The organism is Acinetobacter sp. MD2(2019), assembly GCF_035615615.1.
GTDB lineage: Bacteria > Pseudomonadota > Gammaproteobacteria > Pseudomonadales > Moraxellaceae > Acinetobacter.
Window position 1 is genome coordinate 57,633 of sequence record NZ_VTDU01000011.1, and the last position, 25,400, is coordinate 83,032.

Annotated in this window: 28 protein-coding genes; 14 read left to right on the top strand and 14 right to left on the bottom strand. The window is 37.8% G+C overall.

What is annotated here, in order from left to right; translation table 11 throughout:
- Positions 1-98 precede the first annotated feature (98 nt).
- Positions 99-959 carry a LysR family transcriptional regulator gene (locus I2F62_RS07675; protein WP_324626432.1) on the top strand — a complete coding sequence of 287 codons (861 nt, stop codon included), beginning with the start codon at positions 99-101 and terminating at the stop codon, positions 957-959.
- A 160-nt stretch (positions 960-1,119) separates the two neighbouring features.
- On the opposite strand, the gene ilvA is transcribed toward I2F62_RS07675, so the two are convergent.
- Complete coding sequence (gene ilvA / locus I2F62_RS07680) at positions 1,120-2,664, bottom strand: threonine ammonia-lyase, biosynthetic (RefSeq protein WP_324626433.1); 1,545 nt, start codon at positions 2,662-2,664, stop codon at positions 1,120-1,122.
- Between the two features lie 107 nt (positions 2,665-2,771).
- On the opposite strand from ilvA, the gene rpiA reads away from it, so the two are divergent.
- The 7 genes from rpiA (at position 2,772) to I2F62_RS07715 (ending at position 9,193) form a co-directional block, all read left to right on the top strand.
- Positions 2,772-3,443: a ribose-5-phosphate isomerase RpiA gene (gene rpiA, locus I2F62_RS07685; protein WP_324626434.1), complete on the top strand. Its 672-nt coding sequence runs from the start codon at positions 2,772-2,774 to the stop codon at positions 3,441-3,443.
- 5 nt (positions 3,444-3,448) lie between these two features.
- Positions 3,449-4,117: a SprT family zinc-dependent metalloprotease gene (locus I2F62_RS07690; RefSeq protein ID WP_324626435.1), complete on the top strand. Its 669-nt coding sequence runs from the start codon at positions 3,449-3,451 to the stop codon at positions 4,115-4,117.
- A 124-nt stretch (positions 4,118-4,241) separates the two neighbouring features.
- On the top strand, positions 4,242-5,291 hold the full coding sequence (argC, locus tag I2F62_RS07695) for an N-acetyl-gamma-glutamyl-phosphate reductase (protein ID WP_324626436.1): 1,050 nt from the start codon (positions 4,242-4,244) through the stop codon (positions 5,289-5,291).
- 60 nt (positions 5,292-5,351) lie between these two features.
- The gene (locus I2F62_RS07700; RefSeq protein WP_324626437.1) at positions 5,352-6,110 is read left to right on the top strand and encodes a DUF6776 family protein; all 759 of its coding nucleotides are present in this window, start codon (positions 5,352-5,354) and stop codon (positions 6,108-6,110) included.
- An 18-nt stretch (positions 6,111-6,128) separates the two neighbouring features.
- Positions 6,129-6,542 (top strand): ATP-dependent Clp protease adapter ClpS, encoded by a 414-nt coding sequence (clpS, locus tag I2F62_RS07705; protein WP_324626438.1) that lies wholly within the window; start codon positions 6,129-6,131, stop codon positions 6,540-6,542.
- A 15-nt stretch (positions 6,543-6,557) separates the two neighbouring features.
- Positions 6,558-8,828: an ATP-dependent Clp protease ATP-binding subunit ClpA gene (gene clpA, locus I2F62_RS07710; RefSeq protein WP_324626439.1), complete on the top strand. Its 2,271-nt coding sequence runs from the start codon at positions 6,558-6,560 to the stop codon at positions 8,826-8,828.
- A complete protein-coding gene (locus I2F62_RS07715) occupies positions 8,828-9,193 on the top strand; it encodes a YnfA family protein (protein WP_324626440.1) in 366 nt (121 codons plus the stop codon). Before clpA ends, I2F62_RS07715 begins: the two co-directional genes overlap by 1 nt.
- A 195-nt stretch (positions 9,194-9,388) precedes the next feature.
- On the opposite strand, the gene I2F62_RS07720 is transcribed toward I2F62_RS07715, so the two are convergent.
- On the bottom strand, positions 9,389-9,691 hold the full coding sequence (locus tag I2F62_RS07720) for a DUF596 domain-containing protein (protein ID WP_324626441.1): 303 nt from the start codon (positions 9,689-9,691) through the stop codon (positions 9,389-9,391).
- On the opposite strand from I2F62_RS07720, the gene I2F62_RS07725 reads away from it, so the two are divergent.
- Positions 9,672-10,049 carry an IS630 transposase-related protein gene (locus tag I2F62_RS07725; RefSeq protein WP_324626442.1) on the top strand — a complete coding sequence of 126 codons (378 nt, stop codon included), beginning with the start codon at positions 9,672-9,674 and terminating at the stop codon, positions 10,047-10,049. The genes I2F62_RS07720 and I2F62_RS07725 overlap by 20 nt on opposite strands.
- Entirely contained in the window at positions 10,046-10,597 is a 552-nt protein-coding gene (locus I2F62_RS07730; protein WP_324626473.1) for an IS630 family transposase, read from the top strand. The genes I2F62_RS07725 and I2F62_RS07730 overlap by 4 nt, the downstream gene beginning before the upstream one ends.
- Before the next feature lie 18 nt (positions 10,598-10,615).
- Here the strand turns inward: I2F62_RS07730 and I2F62_RS07735 are convergent, their stop codons facing one another.
- The 4 genes from I2F62_RS07735 to I2F62_RS07750 all read right to left on the bottom strand — a co-directional run bounded on the left by I2F62_RS07735 (position 10,616) and on the right by I2F62_RS07750 (position 13,291).
- Positions 10,616-10,777 (bottom strand): hypothetical protein, encoded by a 162-nt coding sequence (locus tag I2F62_RS07735; RefSeq protein WP_324626443.1) that lies wholly within the window; start codon positions 10,775-10,777, stop codon positions 10,616-10,618.
- A gap of 108 nt (positions 10,778-10,885) precedes the next feature.
- The gene (locus I2F62_RS07740) at positions 10,886-11,356 is read right to left on the bottom strand and encodes a hypothetical protein (RefSeq protein WP_324626444.1); all 471 of its coding nucleotides are present in this window, start codon (positions 11,354-11,356) and stop codon (positions 10,886-10,888) included.
- Between the two features lie 163 nt (positions 11,357-11,519).
- Positions 11,520-11,915, bottom strand: coding sequence for a DUF4440 domain-containing protein (locus I2F62_RS07745; RefSeq protein WP_324626445.1), 396 nt, complete (start codon positions 11,913-11,915; stop codon positions 11,520-11,522).
- Entirely contained in the window at positions 11,912-13,291 is a 1,380-nt protein-coding gene (locus tag I2F62_RS07750) for an MFS transporter (RefSeq protein ID WP_324626446.1), read from the bottom strand. Before I2F62_RS07750 ends, I2F62_RS07745 begins: the two co-directional genes overlap by 4 nt.
- 123 nt (positions 13,292-13,414) lie before the next feature.
- Here I2F62_RS07750 and I2F62_RS07755 point away from each other — a divergent pair, with 123 nt between their 5' ends.
- On the top strand, positions 13,415-14,311 hold the full coding sequence (locus tag I2F62_RS07755; protein WP_324626447.1) for a LysR family transcriptional regulator: 897 nt from the start codon (positions 13,415-13,417) through the stop codon (positions 14,309-14,311).
- Positions 14,312-14,655: 344 nt separating this feature from the next.
- On the opposite strand, the gene I2F62_RS07760 is transcribed toward I2F62_RS07755, so the two are convergent.
- Positions 14,656-15,072: a hypothetical protein gene (locus tag I2F62_RS07760; protein WP_324626448.1), complete on the bottom strand. Its 417-nt coding sequence runs from the start codon at positions 15,070-15,072 to the stop codon at positions 14,656-14,658.
- Between the two features lie 190 nt (positions 15,073-15,262).
- Positions 15,263-15,706 carry a hypothetical protein gene (locus tag I2F62_RS07765; RefSeq protein ID WP_324626449.1) on the bottom strand — a complete coding sequence of 148 codons (444 nt, stop codon included), beginning with the start codon at positions 15,704-15,706 and terminating at the stop codon, positions 15,263-15,265.
- 229 nt (positions 15,707-15,935) lie between these two features.
- Between I2F62_RS07765 and I2F62_RS07770 the strand changes: the two genes are divergently transcribed.
- Entirely contained in the window at positions 15,936-16,469 is a 534-nt protein-coding gene (locus tag I2F62_RS07770) for an SMI1/KNR4 family protein (RefSeq protein WP_324626450.1), read from the top strand.
- Between the two features lie 101 nt (positions 16,470-16,570).
- Here the strand turns inward: I2F62_RS07770 and I2F62_RS07775 are convergent, their stop codons facing one another.
- The 6 genes from I2F62_RS07775 to glnL all read right to left on the bottom strand — a co-directional run bounded on the left by I2F62_RS07775 (position 16,571) and on the right by glnL (position 22,911).
- Positions 16,571-17,086 carry an AAA family ATPase gene (locus I2F62_RS07775; RefSeq protein WP_324626451.1) on the bottom strand — a complete coding sequence of 172 codons (516 nt, stop codon included), beginning with the start codon at positions 17,084-17,086 and terminating at the stop codon, positions 16,571-16,573.
- A gap of 435 nt (positions 17,087-17,521) precedes the next feature.
- Entirely contained in the window at positions 17,522-18,436 is a 915-nt protein-coding gene (gene argF, locus I2F62_RS07780) for an ornithine carbamoyltransferase (RefSeq protein ID WP_324626452.1), read from the bottom strand.
- Between the two features lie 102 nt (positions 18,437-18,538).
- Positions 18,539-19,192: a TetR/AcrR family transcriptional regulator gene (locus I2F62_RS07785; RefSeq protein WP_324626453.1), complete on the bottom strand. Its 654-nt coding sequence runs from the start codon at positions 19,190-19,192 to the stop codon at positions 18,539-18,541.
- Between the two features lie 211 nt (positions 19,193-19,403).
- Positions 19,404-20,216 carry a tetratricopeptide repeat protein gene (locus tag I2F62_RS07790; protein WP_324626454.1) on the bottom strand — a complete coding sequence of 271 codons (813 nt, stop codon included), beginning with the start codon at positions 20,214-20,216 and terminating at the stop codon, positions 19,404-19,406.
- A gap of 117 nt (positions 20,217-20,333) precedes the next feature.
- Complete coding sequence (gene glnG / locus I2F62_RS07795) at positions 20,334-21,818, bottom strand: nitrogen regulation protein NR(I) (protein WP_324626456.1); 1,485 nt, start codon at positions 21,816-21,818, stop codon at positions 20,334-20,336.
- Entirely contained in the window at positions 21,805-22,911 is a 1,107-nt protein-coding gene (gene glnL / locus I2F62_RS07800; protein ID WP_324626457.1) for a nitrogen regulation protein NR(II), read from the bottom strand. The genes glnG and glnL overlap by 14 nt, the downstream gene beginning before the upstream one ends.
- Before the next feature lie 361 nt (positions 22,912-23,272).
- On the opposite strand from glnL, the gene rimO reads away from it, so the two are divergent.
- Together rimO and pyrH are read left to right on the top strand one after the other, a co-directional pair.
- Positions 23,273-24,616, top strand: coding sequence for a 30S ribosomal protein S12 methylthiotransferase RimO (gene rimO, locus I2F62_RS07805; protein WP_324626458.1), 1,344 nt, complete (start codon positions 23,273-23,275; stop codon positions 24,614-24,616).
- Positions 24,617-24,662: 46 nt separating this feature from the next.
- Positions 24,663-25,391 carry a UMP kinase gene (gene pyrH, locus I2F62_RS07810; RefSeq protein WP_324626459.1) on the top strand — a complete coding sequence of 243 codons (729 nt, stop codon included), beginning with the start codon at positions 24,663-24,665 and terminating at the stop codon, positions 25,389-25,391.
- The last annotated feature ends 9 nt before the right edge of the window (positions 25,392-25,400 follow it).

Here is a 25,400-nt window from a genome sequence, read left to right on the forward strand (position 1 = left end):
CATCATGAATAATGCTATATTTAGATGTATCAATCATTTTTTTTGATACCTTTGATGCGTGGCGTTAAGATTTAAATCTAAGTCTGTGAGATTGTTGAATGAATATAGATATGAGCGACATCCGTTCGTTTATTACGGTGGCCGAGCTAAAAAGTATTACCGCAGCTGCACATAAATTGAATTATTTACAGTCGAATATGACGGCAAAAATTAAAAAAATTGAAAATCATTATAAAAAGCAGCTATTTATTCGAAAACCGAAAGGTGTCGATTTGACTGAGTCAGGAATGCAGTTGTACACGCAATATAAAAAAATGATGTTTATGTGGGAGGAAACTGAAAATAAGATTGAACAACAAGCCAATATTCTGCGCTTTGGAACCAATACCAGTTTGGGTGGCATGCGCTTTTTTACGCCGTTTCAGCAGCTTTATAAGGCATATCCTGATTTTTCTGTAACGATGAAAACAGGCACAACAAGCCATATAGAAGATGAAATTTTAAATGGACATCTAGATATTGGTTATGTATTGGGTTATCCGACTCAAAAAAATATTCAATATATTGCAAAAGCTGAAGATGAATTGGTGATTATTGGAAAAAATCTGATTAATCATGAAAAATTACAACAGGGTCTTGCACATCAAAATATTTTATTGGCATCTGAAGCATGTTGTTATGCCACCACCTTAAATCAGATTTATGCTGAAGATCAAATTCCAAAGGGTGAACTGATACATATTTATGATCATGAAGCATTGGTGCAATTTACACAATTAGGTATGGGAATTTCGATGATTGCAAAATCGTTATTAGCAAAATTTAAAATTAAATATTATAAAGATGCACCAGAAGCCTATCGTCATATTGGTTTGTATTTAATTGCACGTAATGGACATGTTTTCACGCCAATTGAAAAACAATTTATTGGCTTGACCGATGCGCTAGATTTAACCTGATCTTAAAAGATGTATACGATATTTTTTGCATAAATTTGATGATGTTGCTTTAATCATTGTTATCAAATTCTTACTGAAGTTTTTTATAGAAAAAATCAAGAATGAAAAATGGCTACTCATTACTGAATAGCCATTTCATATTTTGCTTTTAATCAAACGATTATTTTAAGAAGCGTTTGTAGCCTAAATTATCGCTGATCTCTAGGTACGGATAACTGATCTTCTCAAGGGTTTCAATTAAAACATCTGGGTTTTCGGTTGCATCGGTCGCTTGTAAGCCAACTAAAACCCGACCTTCAGCTGCGCCGTGGTTACGGTAATGGAACAGTGAAATATTGTGGTTTGGCCCTAAACGCTCTAAGAAGGTCAGCAAAGCGCCCGGACGTTCAGGGAACTCAACACGGAACAAACGTTCGTTGTCTAAATGTGCGTGACCACCAATTAAATAACGAATATGCAGTTTTGCCACTTCATCGTCAGATAAATCATCAACATCGTAATGGGCTTGTAGCAAGCTTAAAATTTCTAAACGTTCAGTTTGACCGCCTTTTAAGCTAATGCCGACAAAAACCTGTGCAGACGATTCATCATTACAGCGATAGTTGAATTCGGTAATGTTTCGACCTTGTAAGGCACGGCAGAAATCTAAGAAAGCGCCTTTTTGCTCTGGAATGGTTACCGCGTAAATCGCTTCTTTGTGTTCGCCTAATTCGGTGCGTTCGGCAATATAACGTAAGCGGTCAAAGTTCATATTGGCGCCGCAAACAATCGACACCATATTTTTGCCTTCAATTTGGGTTTCACCCACAAATTTTTTGATTGCAGCTAAGGCCATTGCGCCCGATGGTTCGACAATACTGCGGGTTTCATCGTAAGTGTCTTTAATTGCTGCACAAATTTCGTCAGTATTTACGGTAATAATTTCAGGTTCAATGACTTTGCCTGAATCATCCGATTTCTCCATGCGTAAAATATCAAAAGGCAGTGCCCCAATTTGTGCAACCGCGGTGCCGTCTGCAAATAAACCCACTTGCGGTAAAATGACACGTTCATTGGCCTCTAGCGCAGCTTTTAAACAAGCCGATTCGTCATACTCTACGCCAACAACTTTTACATGAGGGGCAACGGCACCAAAGTAAGCGGCAATTCCCGAGATTAAGCCACCACCACCGACAGCCACAAAAATATAGTCGACTTCGCGCCATTGACGATGAATTTCGTTGGCAATGGTACCTTGACCTGCAATAACGAGTTCATCATCGTAAGGCGGAATAAAAGTTAAGCCTTCATCTTTTGCACGTTCTTGTGCGTATTTATTGGCTGCATCAAAAGCATCGCCGTGTAATACAACATTCCCACCTAAACGTTTTACCGCCTGAATTTTAATTTCTGGGGTGGTTTTGGGCATCACAATAATTGCTTCAATGCCAAGTTTTGCCCCAGACAGCGCGACACCTTGAGCATGGTTGCCCGCCGATGCTGTAATCACACCACGTTCAAGCTGTTCTTTTGACAGTTGGCTAATACGGTTATACGCACCACGCAGTTTGAAAGAGAACACGGGTTGTAAGTCTTCACGTTTGAGTCGAATATTATTATTAAGCTTTTGACTAATTCGTGGTGCTGCTTCAAGAGGAGATTCTATGGCAACATCGTAGACTGTTGCTTGTAAAATTTGTCTTACCAAGCGAAACAACATGTTCATCTTCCATTTAACAGTTTAAAATAAGCCTGCATTGTAGCAAACCCCTAAAGATTTGCGCTGATAAATTGCGGCAAATCCATCATTGATTTCAATTACTGAGTTTACTTATGAGTTTATATACAACCCAAGACGAGAAAAAGAAAGCGGCGGCTGAAGCGGCGCTGAAACATTTGCCCCGTGGTGGGATTTTAGGGGTGGGCACAGGAAGCACCGTTAATTTCTTAATTGATTTGTTGCCACAATTACAATTAGAAGCTGCAGTTGCAAGCTCAACGGCAACCGCAGAGCGTTTACAAAAGCTGGGTATTGAAGTCATTGATATGAACCACGTAGGTGGTTTAGATGCCTATGTAGACGGTGCAGACGAAATTGATCGTCATATGCACATGATTAAAGGCGGCGGTGCGGCATTAACTCGCGAAAAAATTGTGGCATCCATTGCGAAAAAATTTGTGTGTATTGTAGATGACTCTAAATGGGTGGGTCAGTTAGGACGTGAATTTCCATTGCCTGTAGAAGTCATTCCAATGGCACGTTCGGCTGTAGCGCGTAAATTGGTGGCGTTAGGTGGCGACCCAGTTTACCGTGAAGGTGTGGTCACAGATAACGGTAATGTTATTTTAGATGTTTTTAACTTAAATATCTTAGATGCATTAGAGATTGAAAAAACCATCAATAATATTCCGGGTGTAGTCACAAACGGAATTTTTGCCTTAAATAAAGCCGATATTGCCATTGTTGCTACAGACAACGGCATTGAAGAACGTATTGCTGAATAAGTAATATGACCACTTTACCTACAGTAAAGATTGTAAGACACGTCAGGGCAAAGTCTTTGCGCTTACGTGTCTATCCACATCAAATTTGCTTGACGGTGCCGCCACGCTGTGGCCAAGGGCAGATTGATCAGTTTTTGAAGCAATCGGAAGCATGGTTAATTGAAACGTGGCAGAAAGTAGGGCAACAAAACGCCGTTGATTTTCCAAAATATTTACAATTATTCGGGCAAACTGAACCGACTCAGATTCAGCGTATTGAACAAAAAAGCTTATTTCAGTTCGATGGCAGCACAAATACATTATTTTTACAGCAAGAGCATGCCGCTTTAGCATTAAAAAGATTTATTGTTGAATATGCGAAAATGGTGCTACCACAAAAATTACAACAAAATAGCCTAAGCATGAACTTACCTTTTCAGGGTTTGCAAGTTCGCCATGCTAAAAGTCGTTGGGGGAGTTGTTCAAGCAAACATAAAATTATGCTTAATGCCGCTTTGGTTTTGTTGCCAGAAGCATTAATAGATTATGTGTGTATCCATGAATTGGTGCATACTCAGCATTTTGACCATAGTCCTGCGTTTTGGCACGCCGTACAACGCTTCGATCCTAACTATCTGCAACATCAGCAGCAACTCAAACAATTTAACTGGCCAATATGGTGGCTTGAAGCTTAAAATTTGTGTGAAAAACTCGCACTAGACAACAAAAAGCCATGACTTTTATATGTGAAAGTGTTTTGAAAGTAGTTGCTTCCTGTCATACTAATCCAAGTTTAAAACACAAACATGGGGTTAAGTCGTGATTTCAGTGGGTATTGTCGGTGGAACGGGTTATACAGGTGTTGAGTTACTCAGATTATTATTAAAACACCGACAAGTACGTGTAGATGTACTCACTTCGCGTACCGAAGCTGGTAAGCCTGTGGCTGATATGTTTCCAAGCTTACGTGGCCACACCGATTTGGCTTTTTCAGATTTAGACTTGAATGTTTTAAAGCAATGCGATGTGGTCTTTTTTGCAACACCGCATGGCGTGGCAATGAAACATGCGGCTGAGCTGATTGCTGCCAATACCAAAGTCATTGATCTTGCAGCAGACTTCCGTTTGCAAAATTTACAACAATTTGAAAAATGGTATGGCATGGCACATAGCTGCCCTGACATTTTAAAAGACGCCGTTTATGGTTTGTCTGAACTGAACCGTGAGCGTATTCAATCGGCCATGGTGATTGGTAACCCCGGTTGCTACCCAACAACGGTACAATTAGGTTTAGCGCCGTTATTAAAATCAGCACAAGCCTTAATTAAACCGGAAAGCATTATTATTGATGCAAAATCGGGTGTATCTGGTGCAGGGCGTAAAGCCAGTTTAGGTATGATTTATAGCGAAAATGCCGATAACTTTAAAGCTTATGCGGTGGCAGGTCATCGTCATCATCCAGAAATTGTGGAAGCGTTAGAAGGTATTTCTGGCCAACAGGGCGTATTTAACGATCTCGTATTTGTACCGCATTTGGTTCCAATGATTCGTGGCATGCTAAGCACTATTTATGTCGATTTAACCGACGAAGCTGCTACGCTAGATGTACAAGCGTTATATGAAGCATTTTATCAACATGAAACCTTTGTAGATGTTATGCCTGAAGGAAGTTCACCTGAAACTCGCAGTGTGCGCGGTGCAAACCAGTTGCGTATTGCGTTGTATAAACCTTCACCGAAAAAACTGATTATCCTTTCAGCACAAGATAATTTGGTTAAAGGTGCAGCAGGACAAGCCATTCAAAATATGAATATCATGTTCAAGTTTGCTGAAGATGAAGGCTTGGCTGGCATTGGATTGTTACCTTAAGTTTAATTGTATAGACTCGCACGATGATGTTATGTCATTGTGCATTACTGAGTATTCGAGATGACAGAAAACGCGACAGAATCGAATAATCCATTAGATTCAAAAAATCAAACAAAAAAACCAACAACAGCATTGGCACATAAATATGTGTTGATTGGTGGTGCTGTTTTATTGGCAGGTGGTGTTGCGTTGGGTTATACGGTTGGGCATCGACAAGGGCTGACGGTGGTTGGGTATGAAGCAGATGCAGCCCAATTGGTTGAAGTGGTTAAGAAACAAAAAGAAACATTGGATAATCTTAACAAAGGCTACAACCTTGCCATTCAAGAACGCGATTTAGCCGTAAGTAATGTCGATGCTTTGACCGATGATTTAAGCAATGCAAAAGCCGATTTATCAATCGCACAAGGGCAAAGTCAAGTTTATCGCAGCGTGTTAAAAGAACGTGGTGGTTTGAGTCTGACCATTCAAAATTTAAGTATTAAACCGCTACCTGAAAATGCGTATGAATACCAACTCGATTTGGCACAAGTCAGTCCTAACGGGCGTCAGGCAGCAGGCAATGTCGAAATTCGACTCATTCGCGGTTCGGAAGTGCTTATGGTGCCAATGGAAAACAAAAACTTTAATTTTACAGATTTTGCGCGTTTAACGGGTCGATGGACCATGCCAAAAGGCTTTGTGCCGCAGTATATCGAAGTACGTGTGAATGGCGCCGTCTCTGAAATTAAGCGTTTTAGTTGGCTGCGTGGCCAAGAAGTAGATAATCCTGCCTCATTTGTCTCAGAAGTTCCTCAGGCCGAGGCGAAGTCTCAGTAAGTTATGAAATATATCACTATGCAAAATACCAAGCGTCAAACCAGTTTAAACGATGCCAAAATTTGGTTTCAACAATCGGGATATGTCGACTGGCATGTGCGCCCACTCTTGCAAGATGACGAATCTACAGAACATGAAGGTGATGTTGCGTTACAAACTGCACCACCTGAATTTAAACGTCCACCGTTATATGCTGTTGTATTATTAAACGATGATTACACGCCAATGGACTTTGTAATTGAAATTTTACAAGAATTCTTTGCAATGAACCTTGACCAAGCATCCCAAGTAATGCTAACAGTACATTATGAAGGAAAAGGTGTCGCTGGCATCTATCCGCGTGATATTGCTGAAACGAAAGCAAATCAGGTGAATAACTACGCTCGATCTCAAGGTCATCCATTACTTTGTCAGATTGAGCCAAAATCATAAGATATAGGAGGTCACATGCTCAGTCGTCAATTAGAAGTATCACTACGTTTGGCTGTCAGTATGGCACGACAAAAAAGGCACGAGTTCTTAACTGTCGAACATTTACTCCTTGCATTATTAGACAATGACTCCGCGGTAAATGCGCTCAAAGCGTGTGGGGCAGATGTTGTGATTTTACGTAAAGAACTGGAAGAATACGTAGAGCAACATACGCCAAAATTGGGTGAAAACAATGAACAAGCACCGCACCCAACCGAAAGTTTTGACCGCATTTTACAACGCGCCATTTTCCATGTTCAGTCGAGTGGAACAGACCGTACTGTAGAGGGTGCCGATGTTCTGGTTGCAATGTATTCAGAACGCGATACCTTTGCCGTGTATTTATTAAAGCGCCATCAAATTAACCGCTTGAACTTAACGCAATATTTGTCGCACGGAACACGTAAAGACGAAATTCAAGTTGAAGAAGAGGGCGATGATCTAGAAGGTGAAAATGCGTCTGCTGCATCTGGGCCGTTAGATTTGTACACCCTGAATTTAAATACTGAAGCAGCCAAAGGAAAAACCGATCCTTTAATTGGCCGTGAAAAAGAAATTGAACGTGCGGCACAAATTTTATGTCGTCGTCGTAAAAATAATCCGCTTTTGGTTGGCGATCCTGGCGTAGGTAAAACCTCTATTGCTGAAGGATTGGCTTGGTTGATTGTAAATGGCAAAGCGCCACAACCGTTAAGCAAAGCGGAAATTTACAGTTTAGATATTGGTGCGTTGGTTGCAGGGACCAAATATCGGGGAGATTTCGAAAAACGCTTAAAACAGTTGTTAAATGCGCTGAAGAAAAATCCAAATGCGATTTTATTTATTGATGAAATTCATATGATTATTGGTGCAGGCTCAAGCATGGGCAGCACCATGGATGCATCGAATCTCATCAAACCAGCATTGGCAAATGGCACTTTGCGCTGCATTGGCTCGACCACATTCCAAGAATACCGCCAAGTTTTTGAAAAAGACCATGCGTTGTCTCGCAGATTCCAAAAAATTGATGTGAATGAGCCAAGTATTTCTGAAACCATTGATATTTTACGTGGCTTAAAATCGAAATTTGAAGATTTTCATCATGTTGAATATGACGATAAAGCCTTGATTTCTGCCGTTGAACTGTCTGCTAAATTTATTAATGATCGCTTCTTACCAGACAAAGCGATTGATGTTATTGATGAAGCAGGTGCTCAGCGCCGATTAAAAACCAATGAAGACCGCACCATTACCGTTGAAAATATTGAAGATATTGTCGCTAAAATTGCGCGCATTCCACCGAAAACCGTTTCTAAAGATGACAAGTCTGTTTTAGAGAATTTAGAACGCGACTTAAAACGTGTGGTATTTGGGCAAGACGAAGCGATTACTGCACTCGCATCTGCCATTAAATTGTCTCGTGCTGGGCTTAAAGCACCAGACAAACCCGTGGGAAGTTTTGTTTTTGCAGGCCCTACGGGAGTGGGTAAAACAGAGGTGACTAAACAGCTGTCGCGTTTATTGGGCGTTGAATTGGTTCGATTCGATATGTCTGAATATATGGAACGCCATGCGGTATCGCGTTTAATTGGTGCGCCTCCGGGTTATGTCGGTTTTGATCAAGGTGGACTGTTAACCGATGCCATTCATAAAAACCCACACTGTGTTTTATTGTTGGATGAAATTGAAAAAGCGCATCCAGATGTCTATAACTTGTTATTACAAATTATGGATCATGGTGCTTTAACCGACAATAACGGCAGAAAATCAGATTTTCGTAATGTTATTCTGGTTCTGACCACCAATGTGGGTGCAGAAAGTATTTCGCGTACCAGTATGGGCTTTACCGAACAAGACAACAGCAGCGACAACCAAGAAGCCATGAAGCGGGCATTCTCGCCAGAATTCCGTAATCGTTTGGATAGCGTAATTCAATTTAAAGCATTGCCAGTGATGGTGATTGAATCGGTGGTAGATAAATTCTTAACCGAATTACAAGCGCAACTCGATGATAAAAAAGTGGTGCTTGAAGTTGATCAAAGTGCACGAGATTGGATGGCAGAAAATGGATACGACCGCTTAATGGGGGCTCGTCCAATGCAACGCTTAATTCAAGAGCATTTGAAAAAACCACTTGCTGAAATGATTCTTTTTGGTGAGTTAGCAGAGCATGGCGGCAATGTTGCAGTCACTGTGAAAAAAGACAATGGCAAAGCTGTTGGCTTGCAGCTTTCGGTTTTTGAAGATCAAACTGCTGAACCTGCCTAATGTCATTCTTTGATTTTTCCTATATAACCCGAATACTTTATGTATTCGGGTTATTCTTTTGCACTGCCATCGCTGAAATTTTAGGCTGTTACTTTCCTTATTTAATGGTAAATCAGGGGAGGTCGTATTGGTTATTATTGCCTACAGTAATTAGCCTAAGCATTTTTGTCTGGTTGTTAACTTTACATCCAGCGGCATCGGGCAAAATTTATGCTGCGTATGGCGGCATTTACATTTTTGTGGCTTTGCTTTGGCTTCGCTTTGTAGATCAAATTCCTCTTACTCGTTGGGATATTTTGGGCGGTGTGATTGTATTGATTGGTGCAGCTATTATTGTGTTACAGCCACAAGGCTTGATGAAATGAGTGTTTTTAAAATTTACACAAATAGCCTAAGCAATAAATTTTAATTTTCTAATGAATAAACTGGTATTTTTAAAATATTTAAATAGAAATTGAGTTAACTAATTTTTAAAAGAAGAGTTGCTCATAAGCGCTATTATGTGAAGTTAACTGTTTTGTACTTTAAAATTCTATTAATTTTAGAGTTATAAAACCTCATTATGTCCATATCAGAATCTCATGACCATTATCATCATATTTAACCCAAACTGCACCAGCAGGACATTCTGGTAAATAAAACCAAATTAGAATATCTGTGAGTTTTTTATCTACATATTGAGGAGGAAATTTTTCTTTAAATAATGAAATCTGGTCTGTCACAGAACCAATTAAAAAATCTCCATTTTTTGCTAATTTTAATTGATCACTTGTCATTAAATATTCTAGTATAGCTAAAAATATAAAGTTTGCTACACTATAAAAAAACCTACTAGCTACTGTTATGCCTAAGCCATATTCCAATGATCTTCGCCACAAAGCTCTGAACTACTACAAAGAATGCCAGAATAAATCTAAAACTTGTATCATTTTTAAGATCGCAAGAACCACTCTAGATCTATGGATCAAACTTGAAAAGCATCAGGGAAATGCAAATAGACCTCATCCCGACAAAGCAGGTCGACCCTATAAAATTAAAGACTTACAAGCGTTCAAAAGCTTTGTTGAAACAACGGCATTTTCACAGGCTAAAGATCTAGTGCCATTATTTGAACAAACATTTGGTTATTGCGTCAGCTATGCAAATATCTTATTTGCTTTAAAAAAGCTGGGGTGGAGTCATAAAAAAAGAGTTTTCTCTACAGACAAGCCTGCAAAATAGGACGGGCAGTATTCCAATGGTTTCTCCCACAATGGAAACAGCAATATGGTGAAGAACATATTTTATATATTGATGAATCTGGCATAAATAGCAATGAAGTTGCAGATTATGGTTGGTCTGAGAAAGGAAAACGTTGTCATGCAATAAAATCAGGTGGACATGGAACTAGATTAAGTATGATCAGTGCTGTTTGCTCAAATGCAGCTTTTAAATTCATTGCCCCCTTCATCTTTCAGGGTTCATGTAATCGCAGCACTTTTGCTGGATGGCTTGAATATTTGCTCAAAGGTTTACCTAAAGATAAAAGTGGTCAGTACCAAAAGTACCTATTAATTTTAGACAACGCTTCGATTCACAAAGGTAAAGAAATTGATGAATTGGCTACTCAATACAATGCCAGACTCCTGTATTTACCAACTTATTATAGTCCTGATTTTAATCCAATTGAAAAAGCATGGTCTGTTTTAAAAAGAAAAGTCAGAAATATTGTCAGTCAAAAACATAAAAATGTTATCGAAGCTTTAGATATAGCATTTAATGAAATGTAGTAAACTTTTTTAATCTAGCTATATATTAAAAAACACTAACTTTCTAAACTCAAACTCTTTAAGTTCTTCTTTATAAAAAGAATGTTCTCCAAGCTCCAAATAATGCCACAAAGCATCAAATGGTTGTGATTCTAAATAAATTTCATTCGAAATATCTTCTATGTATTCAATATATTTCATAATAATTACCTAAATTTTATCTCTACTTGACTCTGCTTATTAGGTTTTATTGGTGAGAATGTAGACATTTTAAATGGGTTTTAATACCAAAATTTCGCATAACCGCCATTATGTTAAGTGGGCGTATTCTAACCACACTTTTATTTCTTCTAAAAATGCATCAAACGATTCTTTTACAGAAATATTAAGAACTTTCTGGTGAGATAAACTAATTAGATCAGAATGACCATACACTAAATATGTCAAATCTAAATCATTAATATGCCAACAAATTAACTCAACATCAGCTATATATTGATCTAAATCAGAGTCCAAGTTTGATGGAATTTTTCTAGATATGTATTCTTTTAAAACATTGACGGATATTAGCCGTTCATTATGTATATCTAGATCAGATCGTATTAATTTTTTAAAATAATTCTTAACTTCAGTATCAGATCCTAAAAAACAAATATCTAGAACAAACTGATCGTTATTGCCTTCCAATATTTGTTTATCTGCCCAAGTCTGAATTTCTCTAGGAGTGATTAATCCTACATTCAACTTTAACCCGAAGCAAAATTTACTATCACTGCTCATAATAAGCCTATTAGCCTGCCTAAAATTAACATAATACACGTTATCTAAAATCAAAATTAGGGGCTTCTAGCCCCCAATTTTCAAGTCTAAACACTGAAATTTCGAATAATTTCCATTATATTAAGTTAATTATTTATATCTACGTTATATGAGCAAAATTACCTCAAGTAATTGGCAAGAATGTTTCATGCAAATGTCTCCAGATAATTTTTTTATCTTGAGCTTTCTCGAATACAAGCGTTGAAAAACGAAGTGTTTGATCTTGTCCTGGTTGTTGCTGTAGTTCTTTATAAATTACTGTTGCACCGTATTGATGTTCAGCAATAACAGCCATATCTTTAATTTCGATATTTAATCCTGTCCGAGCTCCATGTTGAGACCGAAAGAAAGTGTTTAAAGTTTTGAAGTCTAAGAATCCACCATTAGGTGTAACCATTGTATAGAGTGGACTAAAGCGAGATAGTAAGTCTTCACAAATACTGTTATGGCTGTGAATATCGCCTAACCAACTTTGTATCAAATCGTGTGCATCGATTACTTCTTTCAGGTATTGGTTCATTTTGACTCCTTATTTAGTCTTAAGATAATTTCTTGATTGGCAATTCGAAAACAAAATAAGATAGGAACAATGGCACTACATGCTGCTAATAAAAAACAGAGATGATATACATGTTCTATTGATAAATTTGTTTTGCTGATTAGGTTAAATAAAAGGCTTATTATGGTAATACCAAAACAAAAACTAAGTTGGCGATTAATGTTCCAAAGCACGCTAGCATCGGTCATTTCATCATTTTTTACTTGAAGAAAAGCAGCGCTTTGAGCTGTACTACTACATAAACTTCCACCAAACCCCATTAGTGCGAATGCTAATAAGAAAATCGAGATAGTAGTCGTGTGGCTCGTTAGTGCTAATAACCCAATACCAAATGCATGAATGATACATCCTGTAATAAGCAATGGACGTGGTCCCAAGATGTTAAATTTTTTACTTGTCAATCGAATTGCTAAGAATGAAGCTAATGACCACGGGAGCATCATTGTACCAACAGTACTGGCATGCATATTTAACAGGTTCTGTAGATATAGAACTGAAATTACATTCACACCTGTGAAGATACCTGGGACAAACTGGTAAATTAGCATTCCTATTTGCAATAAAGGATTTTTAACTAAATGTAAATTTATTAATGGATTCTTCTTTTTTAGAGAATTCCTGATATAAAGGATTCCCCAAATAAATCCAATCATTAATATGAATACACCTCGGTAAAAATGACCATACTCCCCAACTATAGTCAATCCAATCAATATGAAAGCCAAAGCAAAACAGCTCATGATAAATCCCCATAGATCCAATTGAGGAGACAAATCCGTTCGTACATCAGTTTTAAGCCAATAAGCTGTAATAATTAGCGTTAAAATAGCAAGTGGTAAAGTAGCTAAGAATACCCAGCGCCAACTTAAGTGATCGACAATGACACCACCAATAGTCGGTGATATTGCAGGTGCAAACAATGCTACTAACATTATAGCAGCTGATAATTTTGCCCGTTCATGACGTTGATAAAGCGCATAACTCATGCTTTGGCCAATAGGAATTAAAAGCCCACCACCAATACCTTGAAAACAACGCCATGTAATCATCTGTGATATGGAGGTGGAGGCTGCTACGCCACAGGTACTGACGATAAAAAGTCCTAAAGATAGTATTAGAGTACGTTTATTTCCTACTTTTTTGCCTAGCCAACTACTAAGAGGAATTACGAGTGTTAAACCTAGAATGTAACTATTACTGATCCACGCCAATTGAGTAATTGAAGCATCAAAATTTCGCCCAATTTCAGGATAGGCAATATTTGCAATAAACATATTGATGAGATCAATAAAAAATCCAAGCAAATAAATACAGGCAACCCGTACACGATAATTCATTTACTTTCTAACACTAATTGAGAAGGAAGGAAGTATAAGTGGTTAAATTTTTCGAATAAATGCATTAATATGCAATATAATGTCAAAATAATTTTGACAATATGCGGTGTAAGTATGTTGCAGATGCAACGTTTAGAGATTTTTGTTGCGGTCGTGGATACTGGAAGTTTTACTAAGGCTGCTCAAATACTTGGGCTAACAAAAGCTGTTGTGAGCTCAAATATTAAAGTTTTAGAAGAAGGGCTTAGAGTCTCCTTGTTGAACAGAAGCACTAGACATGTTTCCACCACAAATAGTGGTGAAAAATTTTATCAGCATAGTTTACAATTACTAAAAGATATGGAATTTGCTATAGCAAATACACGTAGTGAACACTCTGGGTTAAATGGTTCACTTAGAATAACGACTACTCCTGAATATGGTGCTCATGTAATTGTTCCTGCTTTAGCCGAATTTAGTACGAACCATCCTCAATTAAACATTCAACATGTTTCATCATCGAAAAATGATGATCTCATTTCTGATCGATTTGATATAGCTATTAGACTTGGTCATTTAGCGAATTCCAATCACCATGCTCGGTTGATTGACGAGTTTGATATTTTTCCTGTGGTATCACCTAATTATCTAAAATCAAATTCAGGACAATCAATTGATAATTTATCACAACTTGCAAAGGCGAAATGGATCGCACATAGCCGTTTGGAAACACCATTAAGTTGGCCTATCATTACTCCTAAGAGTGAAACAGTATTTTTTAGTGCAGATAGTTCTGCCTTGATTATGGCTGATAGTGCTTCTGCATTACTTGCTTTTTCCTTGGCCGGAGCAGGCGTTGCATTATTACCAGCATGGTTGGTAAAAGAGCATATTACTAAAGGTAGCTTAATCCATTTACTACCAGATCATCACTTTCCAAGACAAGGTATTTATGCTCTTTACCCAAATACAAAACATGTGCCTGAAAAGGTACGTGTATTTATAGATTTCTTATGCGATAAAATAACCAGTGATCCTTGAATTTTTTTGGAAATCCGATCCCTCTAAAGAAAATCTAAAATTAACATAATACACGTTATCTGAAATCAAAAAATTGGGAGCTACTTGCTCCCAACTTTCAATAATTATTTAGATTCTCACACTACAATTTGGCATAACGCCTATTATGGAAATACCATCAAATAAGCATCCTAGATCGAGCTTTGCCGACTTCTGCGTGTCCGTTTTATACGTTTGGCATGTGGTGTGGGTGGAAGGAACAAAGCGACGCTAGCACACCACAGTCCTAAGCGAAGCGATGGCTGTGGTGAACGTTGAGGTAGTTTATATCTATTCTCTTTCTTAAATTAGTACTTATTTAATAGCTACCAAAGACGGATATGTTCTTTGAAGTTTGATTCAATGATTAGTCCCTTTCTCAGATCTAATTCAGCATCTTGGTTTGGGAAAAGTTTAAAATTATAAAGTTTTGTGTCACTCAAATTCCAAAGTTCGTAGTTATCCAAAATGGCGTATTGACTGACATCGTGATCAGGCCATTTTATTTTTAATAGTGAATGAGTACCGTTTTCCCCAAAATATTGTTTCGTTCTTTGGGTTGATGCTCTCACAGTCGAAATATTAACGATACATTTTTCACTAGCTATAACTTTTTTATAAGCACAATTAAAGGAAGCTGTTGCATTATTTTTGCTAATGAAATTTTCTATTCCTTCGGCATGTGAGTAATTTGCTCCAAAACCTAGTAATACTACCCCAAGGGTACGGATTAAATTTTTCATAATGATTTTTCGTGTGGTTCTAGTTTGTGCAATATTAAACTTTTATTTTAATATTAAGTCAATCTGACCTAATGAAAATGTGATATATATCCTGATAAATGGAGTGTAATCACATAAAAAAAATGATAGCGGCTTTACTTATTACTTTTGGGGTCTTAGGCACACCGCATTTCGCATAAGCACCATTGTGTTAAGTCCGAAAGGGTTTTAATTGAATTCTAGCAATTCGACAAAATACTATTCCTGAACATAGTCCACAAAGTGTGGTTAGAGTGATTGTTAAAAAATCAAGGTTTCTAATTGATTCACCATTGAGTATTCTCATATACATAGCGAAAGCAGGAAACGCTATTAGAGAACACCAAAAACACAAATAAACTGAGGATAGATAATTTATTTTACGAAGTAAAAGTGCCATTGGTAATACAAGTACAAAATTTATAGTCAGAGTAAAAGGAACAGCAAATAGTATAATGCCTAAGAGAATACCGAACATCGCAACTAATGTGGATAGATGAAAATCCATCATTACAAAGACTAAAATCTCTACTATAAAAGGCAAAGGGGCTATGAGAGAGGCAATTAATGTCGCTTTCTTCAGACTTCCTTGATGTTGAATCTCATTGTTTTTCATAAGCCCCTCCTAAGCAGAATTATCCGAAATTTCTGCGGACAAGTATCAGTATTGCAAGATGATAATGGACGTTTATTATTTCACATACGGTTGCTACCGGATTAATACTCCCAAATTCCAAGAATTTTTTGAATTTTAACACCATGGCAATTTCGCATAAGTGCCATTATGTTAAGTCGATAGCTTAATTCATAATTTATACTATGAAAAAATTAATTGAGTAGATTAAATGAATATTGATGTAAGCAGAGATCATGGCCAAATTGATAGAAAAATTATTGAAAATTATGCTAAGTCTATTGGTTATAAATTCCCTCAGTCTTATGTTGAATTACTCAGTAAACACAATGGACTAACTCCTCAAAAGAACTACTTTGAGTTTTTAGATCATAATAATGAGATCACAGATAGAGTCGTATATTTTTATAGCTATGGCTATGAAGAAATAGAAATTTGGGATGAAGAAGATCGTAAGAAGTATGAGGATTCTATTAAAAAATATGAAGCTATTGAATTCAATCAGCCTGATGAACACATGTATGAGTTTATGTATAAAAATATGGTGATTTTTGGAGAATGTGCAGGTGGTGACCAAATAGCTTTTGATTATAGAGACAACCTTAATACGGATGAGCCACACATTACTCTAATTTATCATGATGACCTTATTGAAATATCACCAACAGAAAATAAGTTAAGAACTATCAAGTTGGCAGATAGTTTCATCTCTTTTATGGCATTGTTGAAAGAAGATAATTTTTAAATATTTCTAAAATTAACATAATACACGTTATCTGAAATAAAAATTAGGGGCTTCTAGCCCCCAATTTTCAAGTCTAAACACTGCATTTCGCATAAGTCCCATTATGTTAAGTCGAGGGAAGCATTAAGATATTTTTCTATTTCTATTATAGAGTTTTCAGGAGTAAGTTTAGCTGTATCTATGACTAACCTTTTGTCGCTTCGTAACTGATAATCATGTGTTTGAACAGAGCACCAATTTGGTAATTTAAAATTTTCTATATCAGATGATCTAGTTTCAATACGTTTTTTATGTTCTACCTTATCACTACAAATAACCTCTATTTCAATAATCTTGACGTTAGCTTTTTGCGCTACTTTTTTCCATTTTTTTCTGCTTTCGATAACAGGATTGACGTTATCAGCAACAACAATATTTCCCAGTTTCAGATTAGATAATGCTATAGAAAATGCAATTTCATAACCAATAGCTCCAATTTTCTCAAAAGAATTATTATATTGTTGAATCGTAAATTCAATTTCATCAATTCGGATATAAGTAAACCCTCTTTTTTTAATTAGAGCCTGACATAAAGTTGTTTTTCCTGTGCCAGGTAAACCACTAAACACTATGAGCATTAAGTTTTCCTAAAATTAACATAATACGGATTATGCGAAATTAAATATTTTTATATTATATTTCAATAGTTTGCTAATTCTTAAATCTGTCATAGTTCAACTCTGAAACATTTAGTCCACAAAGTGGCCCTTTTGATATATTTTGCCGCTCTTTTTGGATTTTTTAACCACTCTAACAATAGATTGTGTAGCAGATGTTAAAACTCACTGACATCCAGCTTACTAGGAATGATGGGAATCTGCTGCATCATCAACAGCATTTTTATCACGCTTTCCAACAGCAATGACTAAAATCACTACTTCATCGTCAATCACTTCATAAACTAAATGATTGCAGGAATTAATAATTTGGAACTGAGTGACAAATGATTTATGAAAGACATCTAATTAAGCAGGGGAATGATGTCTATCAATCCCCAAACTTATAAATTCATCTTACTTTAAATTTTCTAGAAGTAAGAATTCCATTAGTGCTTTTTGTGCATGCAAACGGTTTTCGGCTTCATCCCAAACCACTGCGCTTTTATGATCTAACATGGTTTCAGAGATTTCTTCACCACGATGCGCAGGCAAACAATGCATAAATAAGCAGTCTGGATGTGCCAAGCCCATTAAGCGTTCATTAACTTGGTAATCTGCAAAAGCCGCTTCACGGATTTTTTGTTCTTCTTCTTGCCCCATAGAAGCCCAAACATCCGTGACGATTAAATCGGCATTGACTGCTGCATCTTCAGCCGAGTCAACCAATTCTGCACAATGTGCAAATTCAGATAAAAACTCTGCTTTAGGTTCATAACCTTTTGGCGCAGCAATTTTAAGTTTAAAGCCCCACATGTGCGCTGCTTCAATATATGAGTTACACATATTGTTGCCATCGCCAATCCAAGCCACCGTTTTGCCTTCAATACTACCGCGATGTTCGACAAACGTTTGTACATCTGCAAGTAATTGGCAAGGGTGATGATCGTCTGTTAAAGCATTAATAACAGGAACTTTTGAGTAAGATGCAAAACGTTCTACAATATCGTGACCGAAAGTACGGATCATCACAATGTCTAGCATGCTTGAAATAACGCGAGCAGAATCTTCAATCGGTTCGCCACGTCCAAGTTGCGTGTCGCGAGGGGAAAGGAAAATTGCACTGCCGCCAAATTGGCTCATACCCGCTTCAAAAGAAACACGAGTACGGGTGCTAGACTTTTCAAAAATCATCCCTAAAACTTTACCAACAAAAGGTTGATACACTTGGTTTTCGTGTTGCAATCGCTTCAGTTCTTGTGCGCGGCTAATCACACGATTAAGCTCGGCTGTAGAGAGATCACGTAAAGTCAGAAAATGCCGTAGAGCCATGAGTTACTCCACTATTGCTACAATGTTTGTAACAATGAGTCGTTTGTGAAAAGAAAAAAGGAATCGATTAATATACTGATAATGATAAAAAAATGCAAAGCTTTATAAGGGTTTAAGCGACTTCAAAAACAGCTCGATACTGTACTTTAAATAATCTTGAATTTGAGCATCGGTTTCTGTCGGTGGAATTCCCATCAGCAGTCGCCATTCTATTCGCCAAAGGATGCCTAAATACACTTGCGCTGCATAAGCTGGATTCTCACAAAAAATAGTTTTATTTTCATGTGCATAAGCCAATTGTTGGCTAACACGATCTAAAATTTTTTCTGGGCATTCTTGGTAAAGATATTCTAATAAATCGGGGTTAGATTTGACTTGCTCGAATAAAAGTCGAATAAATTTTTGATTTTCGATGGTGCTAATATGTTGATAAAAATTATCTAAAGTTTGAGTCAAAAAAAGCTCTAAATCTAACGCATAGGCTGGATTATTTTCTTGGAATAAATCTTTAAATAAAAGGTCACGGCGATAATCACAAATGGCTTTAAATAACCCTTTTTTGTTGCCAAAGTATTTATAAATAGAGGCTTTAGAGCCACCTGAATGATTCACGATGTCATCTAAAGCAACCGCATCGTAGCCTTTTTCTAAAAACAAGCTTGTTGCTGAAAGTACGAATGCAAGACGGCGCTCAAATCCACGTTTGGTTTGAGGTTGGCTATTACTTTGACAAAGATCAGACGAGTCTGCAGACATACACATATAAAAAATAGGGATTAGTTGTGATTATAACAAATTCAATTATAAAAATAACTGATATGTTGGTATAAATTTAGCGTGGTAATACCGCTTATCAGCGTTAAGTCAATATCGTACAAATAGATTGAATTTAAGAAAATCCTTATCTTTTTTAAGATGCGTGCTTTTAAATTTTCATTCACTCAAGCTGAGTCGAATTCAGATCTTTTTAACTTAAACCTAGATAAGTTGACGATATATTGCTTTCACCGAGTATGCTGTTAAGTAGTGCATTCTCATCAGAGTTTAAAACGGTCTGTTGCTCAAGTTTTTTCGACAATGCAATAATCTTTTCTCCATATAAAATTTTGCCTTCAGCACAAAAAATCTGTCCTAAATTTTCTAAAGCAGCAAGATTTTTTTCAGTTTGAAATGCGTAAATATACCAATCTTTTGCTTCAGCAAAATGATGCAGTGCTTGATAATACGTAGCTAAATAGTAAGCGCTATATTTTAAATCGTGTTCAAAAGCTGCTTCTAAACATTTCTTTGCCTGTGGAAAATCTTTTAATAATAAATAGATGCGACTTAAACAGCTGAGCGCTTCAATGTGATTGGCTTGTAGTGCAGTTTTAAGGTAATAAATAGCCGTTTGATAACGCGCCAATTGAAAGTACATTTCACCTAAGGCTAAATACGCTGCAGTGTATTTATGTTCAATGGCTTGTTGTAAATAATGCTCTGCCAGTTTGAAATTTTGTCGGTTTAATTCAATTCTGCCTAAGTGGTAAAATGCGTGAGGGCTATGTTTTTGTGCTGCAGTTAAGTACCAATGATAGGCTAAACATTTTTGTTGCTGCTGTTCATAAATAAAGCCCAAACGTAGCATCCAACGAGTATCTTGAGGGTGTCTTTTTTGTTGCTGTTGTAACCATTTCAGTGCGTGCTTGAATTCACCAGCCGCAATCTGTGCATCTATATTTTTATAATACGTTTCTGAATGATTGTTGAAAAATTCTCGAGTTTGGCGAAAAGTCCACATAATTTAACTTTTGTAATTAATAATTATTATCATTTATAGCAAAAAATAATTTAACTTTCACGCTTTTTTTATAAAAAAGGCCACGTTTAAAACGTAGCCTTTTTTATCGGATTATGCTTATTCTGCGGTAGAAACTTCTTCTTCCTCATCATCAGCAGCATCCATTCCCAGTTCTTTTAGTTTGCGGGTTAACGTGTTGCGCCCCCAACCTAAAAGCTCTGCAGCATGGCGTTTTCGACCGCGTGTTTGTTGCAGTGCTGCGTTAATCAGCACTTTTTCAAACATTGGTGTAGCAATGTCTAAAATTTTCATTTCGCCATTACGTAGTTTTTGCACTGCCCACAAACCTAAGGATTCATCCCATTGTTGCGTGTTTGGACGCTCTGGGCTACCAATTGGGGCAGGCGGTGCATCTGCCGATTTATGAATTGGAATTTGTTTCAATTCATTCGGTAAATCTTCAGGATAGACCTCACGCCCAGTAATCATAACCGTCAGCCAACGACAGGTATTTTCCAGTTGACGGACATTCCCCGGCCACGGCAATTGTTGCATGTAGCTAATGGTTTCTGGTCGTAAAATCTTAGGACTCACACTCAGCTCTTTACCTGCATCTTCTAAGAAATGCTGCGCAAGCATTGGAATATCTTCACTGCGATGTGCCAATTTTGGAATGTGAATACGAATCACATTAAGGCGATGATATAAATCCTCGCGGAAACGTCCATCGTTAACTAACTTTTCTAAATCTTGGTGAGTCGCAGCAACAATACGTACATCGACTTTAACAGGAATGTGCCCACCAACACGATAGAACTCACCATCTGCCAATACACGCAACAAACGTGTTTGCGTTTCAAAAGGCATGTCCCCAATTTCATCTAGAAACAGCGTACCACCATTGGCTTGTTCAAAACGACCTTGTCGTTGTGTATTTGCACCGGTAAACGCGCCTTTTTCATGGCCAAAAAGTTCTGTTTCAATTAAATCCTTTGGAATGGCTGCCATGTTCAATGCAATAAACGGCTTGGCTTTTCTAGGCGAATGGCGGTGCAGTGCGTGTGCGACCAATTCTTTGCCTGTTCCCGATTCACCATTAATGAGTACGGTAATATGCGATTGAGAAAGGCGACCAATTGCGCGAAACACTTCCTGCATAGCAGGCGATTCACCAATAATTTCAGTGGATTGAATTGGAATGCTGGTTTTTGCCGATTCTTGTTGTTGCAACTTGGTAATATGCAAAATAGCACGATGTACCAAAGCCAATGCTTCATCAATATCGAATGGTTTAGGTAGGTATTCAAATGCACCGGTTTGATAACTTGACACTGCCGACTCTAGATCGGAATGTGCGGTCATAATAATGACCGGTAGGTCAGGGTAGTTGCTTTTTACTTTGCCTAAAAAGGTTAAACCATCAATTCCTGGCATGCGAATGTCAGTTAAAATCACGTCTGGTGCATCGTCTAACAATTGATCTAATGCGCTCTGTGCTTCTTCAAAGCTGGTAACATCAAAACCTTCTTCTTTAAACGTTTTTTCTAGTACCCAACGCATGGCGCGATCGTCATCAATCACCCAAATTTTATTTCGCGACATGTTGCGACTCCCAAGGTAAATATAAGCTAAATACAGTTTTTCCGGCAACGGAATGACAAACGATCATTCCGTTATGTTGATGCATAATATTTTGTGCGATGCTCAGACCAAGACCTGTTCCATTGGCACGACCTGTCACCAATGGATAAAACACCGACTCTAAAATGTCTTCTGGAATTCCTGGGCCGTTATCTTCAATATCGACTCGAATTGCAGAACGATTTAATACGCCATTAATGGTGACAAGGCGTTGAATGCGCGTGCGTAAGATGAGTTTGGGTTTTTCATCTTTAAAAAAGTCTTTATTTTCAAGCATGGCTTGTACAGCATTAACGCTAATATTGAGCATGACTTGGATGAGTTGATCTCGATCTGCCTTAATGTCGGGTAAGGACAAGTCATAATCTCGAACAATGCTAATTTTCTTTTTGGTTTGATTGGCAATTAGTGAACGGACGCGTTCTAAAGGTTCGTGAATATTGACATCCATATAGCTTGGTAATTGCCGCGAACCGAGCATGGTGTCTGCAAGGGTGCGTAAGCGATCAACCTCATTAATAATAATGTCGGTAAATTCATCATATTTTGGATTATTTAAACTTCTGGCAAGTAACTGCGTTGCACCACGAATTCCCCCCAAAGGATTCTTAATTTCATGGGCTACACCGCGAATCAATTGTCTGGTGACTTGATGCTGTTGAATCAGATTTTCTTCTTTGGAGATTTTCAACATGCGGTCGATGGGGTTGAGCTCAATAAGCAATAAAGGATGATATGGTCTACCTGTATTGAGCTGCGACACGGAATAATCCACATGAATATCTTTGAAATTGACATTAATGGTTGCTTCACGGCGTGTATAGGCTTGACTGGTTTTTAATGCATTTAATAAGGCTTCACGAGTGTCGAAATTGTCATTCGGTGCTTGTAAAAGTTGCGTTACAGGCATACCCGATGCACGCAGCAAGCTAATATCAAACAAAGTCTCGCATGCCGAATTAAGATAAAAGATATTTAAGTTTTTATCTGCTAATAAAATAGCAGTGGTTAAATTGTCTACCAACAGGCGATAATCAATTGTGGGTTGATCCATTAGAAAATCTTCCTGATGTAAAATGGCGCAATGGTATATTTTTCATACCTTTTTTGATCCTTGTTATGAAATATTCATAAATTGAATATCAATACTTTTAAGCAAAATGTAAGCCAACTTCTTAAAATGTCTTATTTTTATGCAAAAAAAATTAAACATCTAAAAATTTAGCCGTTGTTGAGTAAAATAAGTCTCAAATAATAGCAAGAATAGCGCGTTTGTGATTTAAATTGGTGCGTTTTTATAGATTAGATGAAATTTGAGCAATAATTTGGTGCGTCTAGGGTTGATTCATCTTTATGCCTATGCTTATGCAACGAAACGTCATACAATACGCGCATTCTAGTGGAGTAGTTGTTGCATGAAATCCCCCAAAGTCGGTTTTGTCTCTTTAGGTTGCCCTAAAGCATTGGTCGATTCTGAGCGTATCCTTACCCAGTTGCGGACTGAAGGTTATCAAGTTGCATCAGATTATGACGGTGCAGATTTAGTTGTTGTAAATACCTGTGGTTTTATTGAATCTGCTGTGCAAGAGTCGCTTGATGCGATTGGCGAAGCGATGAATGAAAATGGACGCGTGATTGTCACAGGTTGTTTAGGCAAGGATGAAGACAAAATCAGACAAATGCACCCGAATGTTCTAAAAGTAACAGGCGCGGCTGCATATCAGGATGTCATGGAAGCGGTACATGAATATGTACCTGCACCACCAAAACACAATCCATTTATTGATTTAGTGCCAGAACAAGGGGTGCGTTTAACCCCAAAACATTATGCTTATTTGAAAATTTCAGAAGGTTGTAACCATCGTTGTACTTTCTGCATTATTCCAAGTATGCGTGGCGATCTTGTTTCACGCCCTGTTGGCTCGGTTTTAGAAGAAGCGGCAGCTTTGAAACGTGCAGGCGTAAAAGAAGTCTTGGTGATTTCTCAAGATACTTCTGCATACGGTGTAGATACCAAATACAAACTCGATTTTTGGAATGGTCAGCCAGTTAAAACCAAGTTTTATGACATGTGCGAAGCACTTGGTCAGCTTGGAATTTGGGTGCGTTTACATTATGTCTATCCATATCCACATGTCGATGCAGTCATTGATCTTATGGCACAAGGCAAAATTTTGCCGTATTTGGATATTCCATTCCAACACGCCAGCCCGCGTATTCTTAAATTAATGAAGCGCCCTGCGCACAGCGAAAATACTTTGGAACGCTTAAAAGTGTGGCGTGAAAAATGTCCTGAGTTGGTCATTCGTTCAACTTTTGTGGTGGGTTTCCCTGGCGAAACCGAAGAAGATTTCCAAATGTTGCTAGATTGGTTGCAAGAAGCCAAGTTGGATCGTGTGGGCTGCTTTACTTATTCGCCTGTTGAAGGTGCAACCGCCAACGATTTACCCGATCATGTACCAGAAGAAATCAAACAAGAACGTTACGAGCGTTTCATGCAAGTTCAGCAAGAAATTTCTGCGGCTAAATTAAAACAACGTGTCGGTCAAGTCATGACGGTGTTGGTTGATGATTTAGAAGATGAATTCCCGGTTGCTGTTGCGCGTTCTTATGCAGATGCGCCTGAAATTGATGGTAATGTTTTTGTTGAAGATATTGATAAGTCAGTGATTAAATCGGGTGATTTACTTGAAGTCGAAATCACCGATGCAGATGAATATGATTTATACGCAAAACTGCTTAAAATTAAATCGGCTTAATTTGCAATACCCATAAATTAAAGATAGAGAATATTGGAGTTTAACTATGTTGGATTCGAAAAAACCGCGTTATTCGCGCATCTTACTAAAACTTTCTGGTGAGGCATTGGCCGGAAATAAAGATATGGGTATTGATGCTCAAGTGCTTGATCAAATGTCGCTTTCAATTGCGCATTTGGTTGGCTTGGGTGTGCAAGTCGGTATTGTTGTCGGTGGTGGTAATTTATACCGTGGTAGTCAGTTGCAAAAAGATGGTTTGGTTGGCCGCGTAACTGGCGACCAAATGGGTATGCTCGCAACGGTTATGAATGGCTTGGCTTTACGTGATGCGTTGGTGCGTCGTAATATCAAAACCCGTTTAATGTCTGCACTTTCAATTGGAACAGTGGTTGAGCCGTATTCAAGCCGTGATGCGATTCGTCATTTAGGCAATGGTGAAGTGTGTGTGTTTGTTGCAGGAACAGGAAACCCATTCTTTACCACCGATACCGCAGCATGTTTACGTGGTATTGAAATTGAAGCGAACCTCATTTTAAAAGCCACTAAAGTGGATGGCGTTTATAATAAAGACCCAAGTAAACATGACGATGCGGTGAAATACGACACGCTCAGCTTTGACCAAGTCTTAGATGAGAAACTGGGTGTTATGGATTTAACCGCGATTTGCTTATGCCGTGACCACAATGTGCCATTACAAGTTTTCGATATGAACAAATCAGGTGCTCTTTTATCCGTCGTTATGGGGGAAAAAGAGGGTACTCACGTTACGAATTGATGTACGTGA

What these genes read in the sequence shown, in the direction of transcription:
- argF (WP_324626452.1), bottom strand. Translation starts at nt 18,436, where the DNA reads ATGGCTCTACGGCATTTTCTGACTTTACGTGATCTCTCTACAGCCGAG.
- I2F62_RS07770 (WP_324626450.1), top strand. Translation starts at nt 15,936, where the DNA reads ATGAATATTGATGTAAGCAGAGATCATGGCCAAATTGATAGAAAAATT.
- pyrH (WP_324626459.1), top strand. Translation starts at nt 24,663, where the DNA reads ATGTTGGATTCGAAAAAACCGCGTTATTCGCGCATCTTACTAAAACTT.
- I2F62_RS07735 (WP_324626443.1), bottom strand. Translation starts at nt 10,777, where the DNA reads ATGAAATATATTGAATACATAGAAGATATTTCGAATGAAATTTATTTA.
- rpiA (WP_324626434.1), top strand. Translation starts at nt 2,772, where the DNA reads ATGAGTTTATATACAACCCAAGACGAGAAAAAGAAAGCGGCGGCTGAA.
- I2F62_RS07790 (WP_324626454.1), bottom strand. Translation starts at nt 20,216, where the DNA reads ATGTGGACTTTTCGCCAAACTCGAGAATTTTTCAACAATCATTCAGAA.
- glnG (WP_324626456.1), bottom strand. Translation starts at nt 21,818, where the DNA reads ATGTCGCGAAATAAAATTTGGGTGATTGATGACGATCGCGCCATGCGT.
- I2F62_RS07765 (WP_324626449.1), bottom strand. Translation starts at nt 15,706, where the DNA reads ATGAAAAACAATGAGATTCAACATCAAGGAAGTCTGAAGAAAGCGACA.
- I2F62_RS07760 (WP_324626448.1), bottom strand. Translation starts at nt 15,072, where the DNA reads ATGAAAAATTTAATCCGTACCCTTGGGGTAGTATTACTAGGTTTTGGA.
- I2F62_RS07690 (WP_324626435.1), top strand. Translation starts at nt 3,449, where the DNA reads ATGACCACTTTACCTACAGTAAAGATTGTAAGACACGTCAGGGCAAAG.
- I2F62_RS07745 (WP_324626445.1), bottom strand. Translation starts at nt 11,915, where the DNA reads ATGAACCAATACCTGAAAGAAGTAATCGATGCACACGATTTGATACAA.
- I2F62_RS07755 (WP_324626447.1), top strand. Translation starts at nt 13,415, where the DNA reads ATGCAACGTTTAGAGATTTTTGTTGCGGTCGTGGATACTGGAAGTTTT.
- ilvA (WP_324626433.1), bottom strand. Translation starts at nt 2,664, where the DNA reads ATGAACATGTTGTTTCGCTTGGTAAGACAAATTTTACAAGCAACAGTC.
- I2F62_RS07700 (WP_324626437.1), top strand. Translation starts at nt 5,352, where the DNA reads ATGACAGAAAACGCGACAGAATCGAATAATCCATTAGATTCAAAAAAT.
- rimO (WP_324626458.1), top strand. Translation starts at nt 23,273, where the DNA reads ATGAAATCCCCCAAAGTCGGTTTTGTCTCTTTAGGTTGCCCTAAAGCA.
- I2F62_RS07750 (WP_324626446.1), bottom strand. Translation starts at nt 13,291, where the DNA reads ATGAATTATCGTGTACGGGTTGCCTGTATTTATTTGCTTGGATTTTTT.
- I2F62_RS07675 (WP_324626432.1), top strand. Translation starts at nt 99, where the DNA reads ATGAATATAGATATGAGCGACATCCGTTCGTTTATTACGGTGGCCGAG.
- clpA (WP_324626439.1), top strand. Translation starts at nt 6,558, where the DNA reads ATGCTCAGTCGTCAATTAGAAGTATCACTACGTTTGGCTGTCAGTATG.
- I2F62_RS07775 (WP_324626451.1), bottom strand. Translation starts at nt 17,086, where the DNA reads ATGCTCATAGTGTTTAGTGGTTTACCTGGCACAGGAAAAACAACTTTA.
- I2F62_RS07715 (WP_324626440.1), top strand. Translation starts at nt 8,828, where the DNA reads ATGTCATTCTTTGATTTTTCCTATATAACCCGAATACTTTATGTATTC.
- glnL (WP_324626457.1), bottom strand. Translation starts at nt 22,911, where the DNA reads ATGGATCAACCCACAATTGATTATCGCCTGTTGGTAGACAATTTAACC.
- I2F62_RS07785 (WP_324626453.1), bottom strand. Translation starts at nt 19,192, where the DNA reads ATGTCTGCAGACTCGTCTGATCTTTGTCAAAGTAATAGCCAACCTCAA.
- clpS (WP_324626438.1), top strand. Translation starts at nt 6,129, where the DNA reads ATGCAAAATACCAAGCGTCAAACCAGTTTAAACGATGCCAAAATTTGG.
- I2F62_RS07725 (WP_324626442.1), top strand. Translation starts at nt 9,672, where the DNA reads ATGCCTAAGCCATATTCCAATGATCTTCGCCACAAAGCTCTGAACTAC.
- I2F62_RS07740 (WP_324626444.1), bottom strand. Translation starts at nt 11,356, where the DNA reads ATGAGCAGTGATAGTAAATTTTGCTTCGGGTTAAAGTTGAATGTAGGA.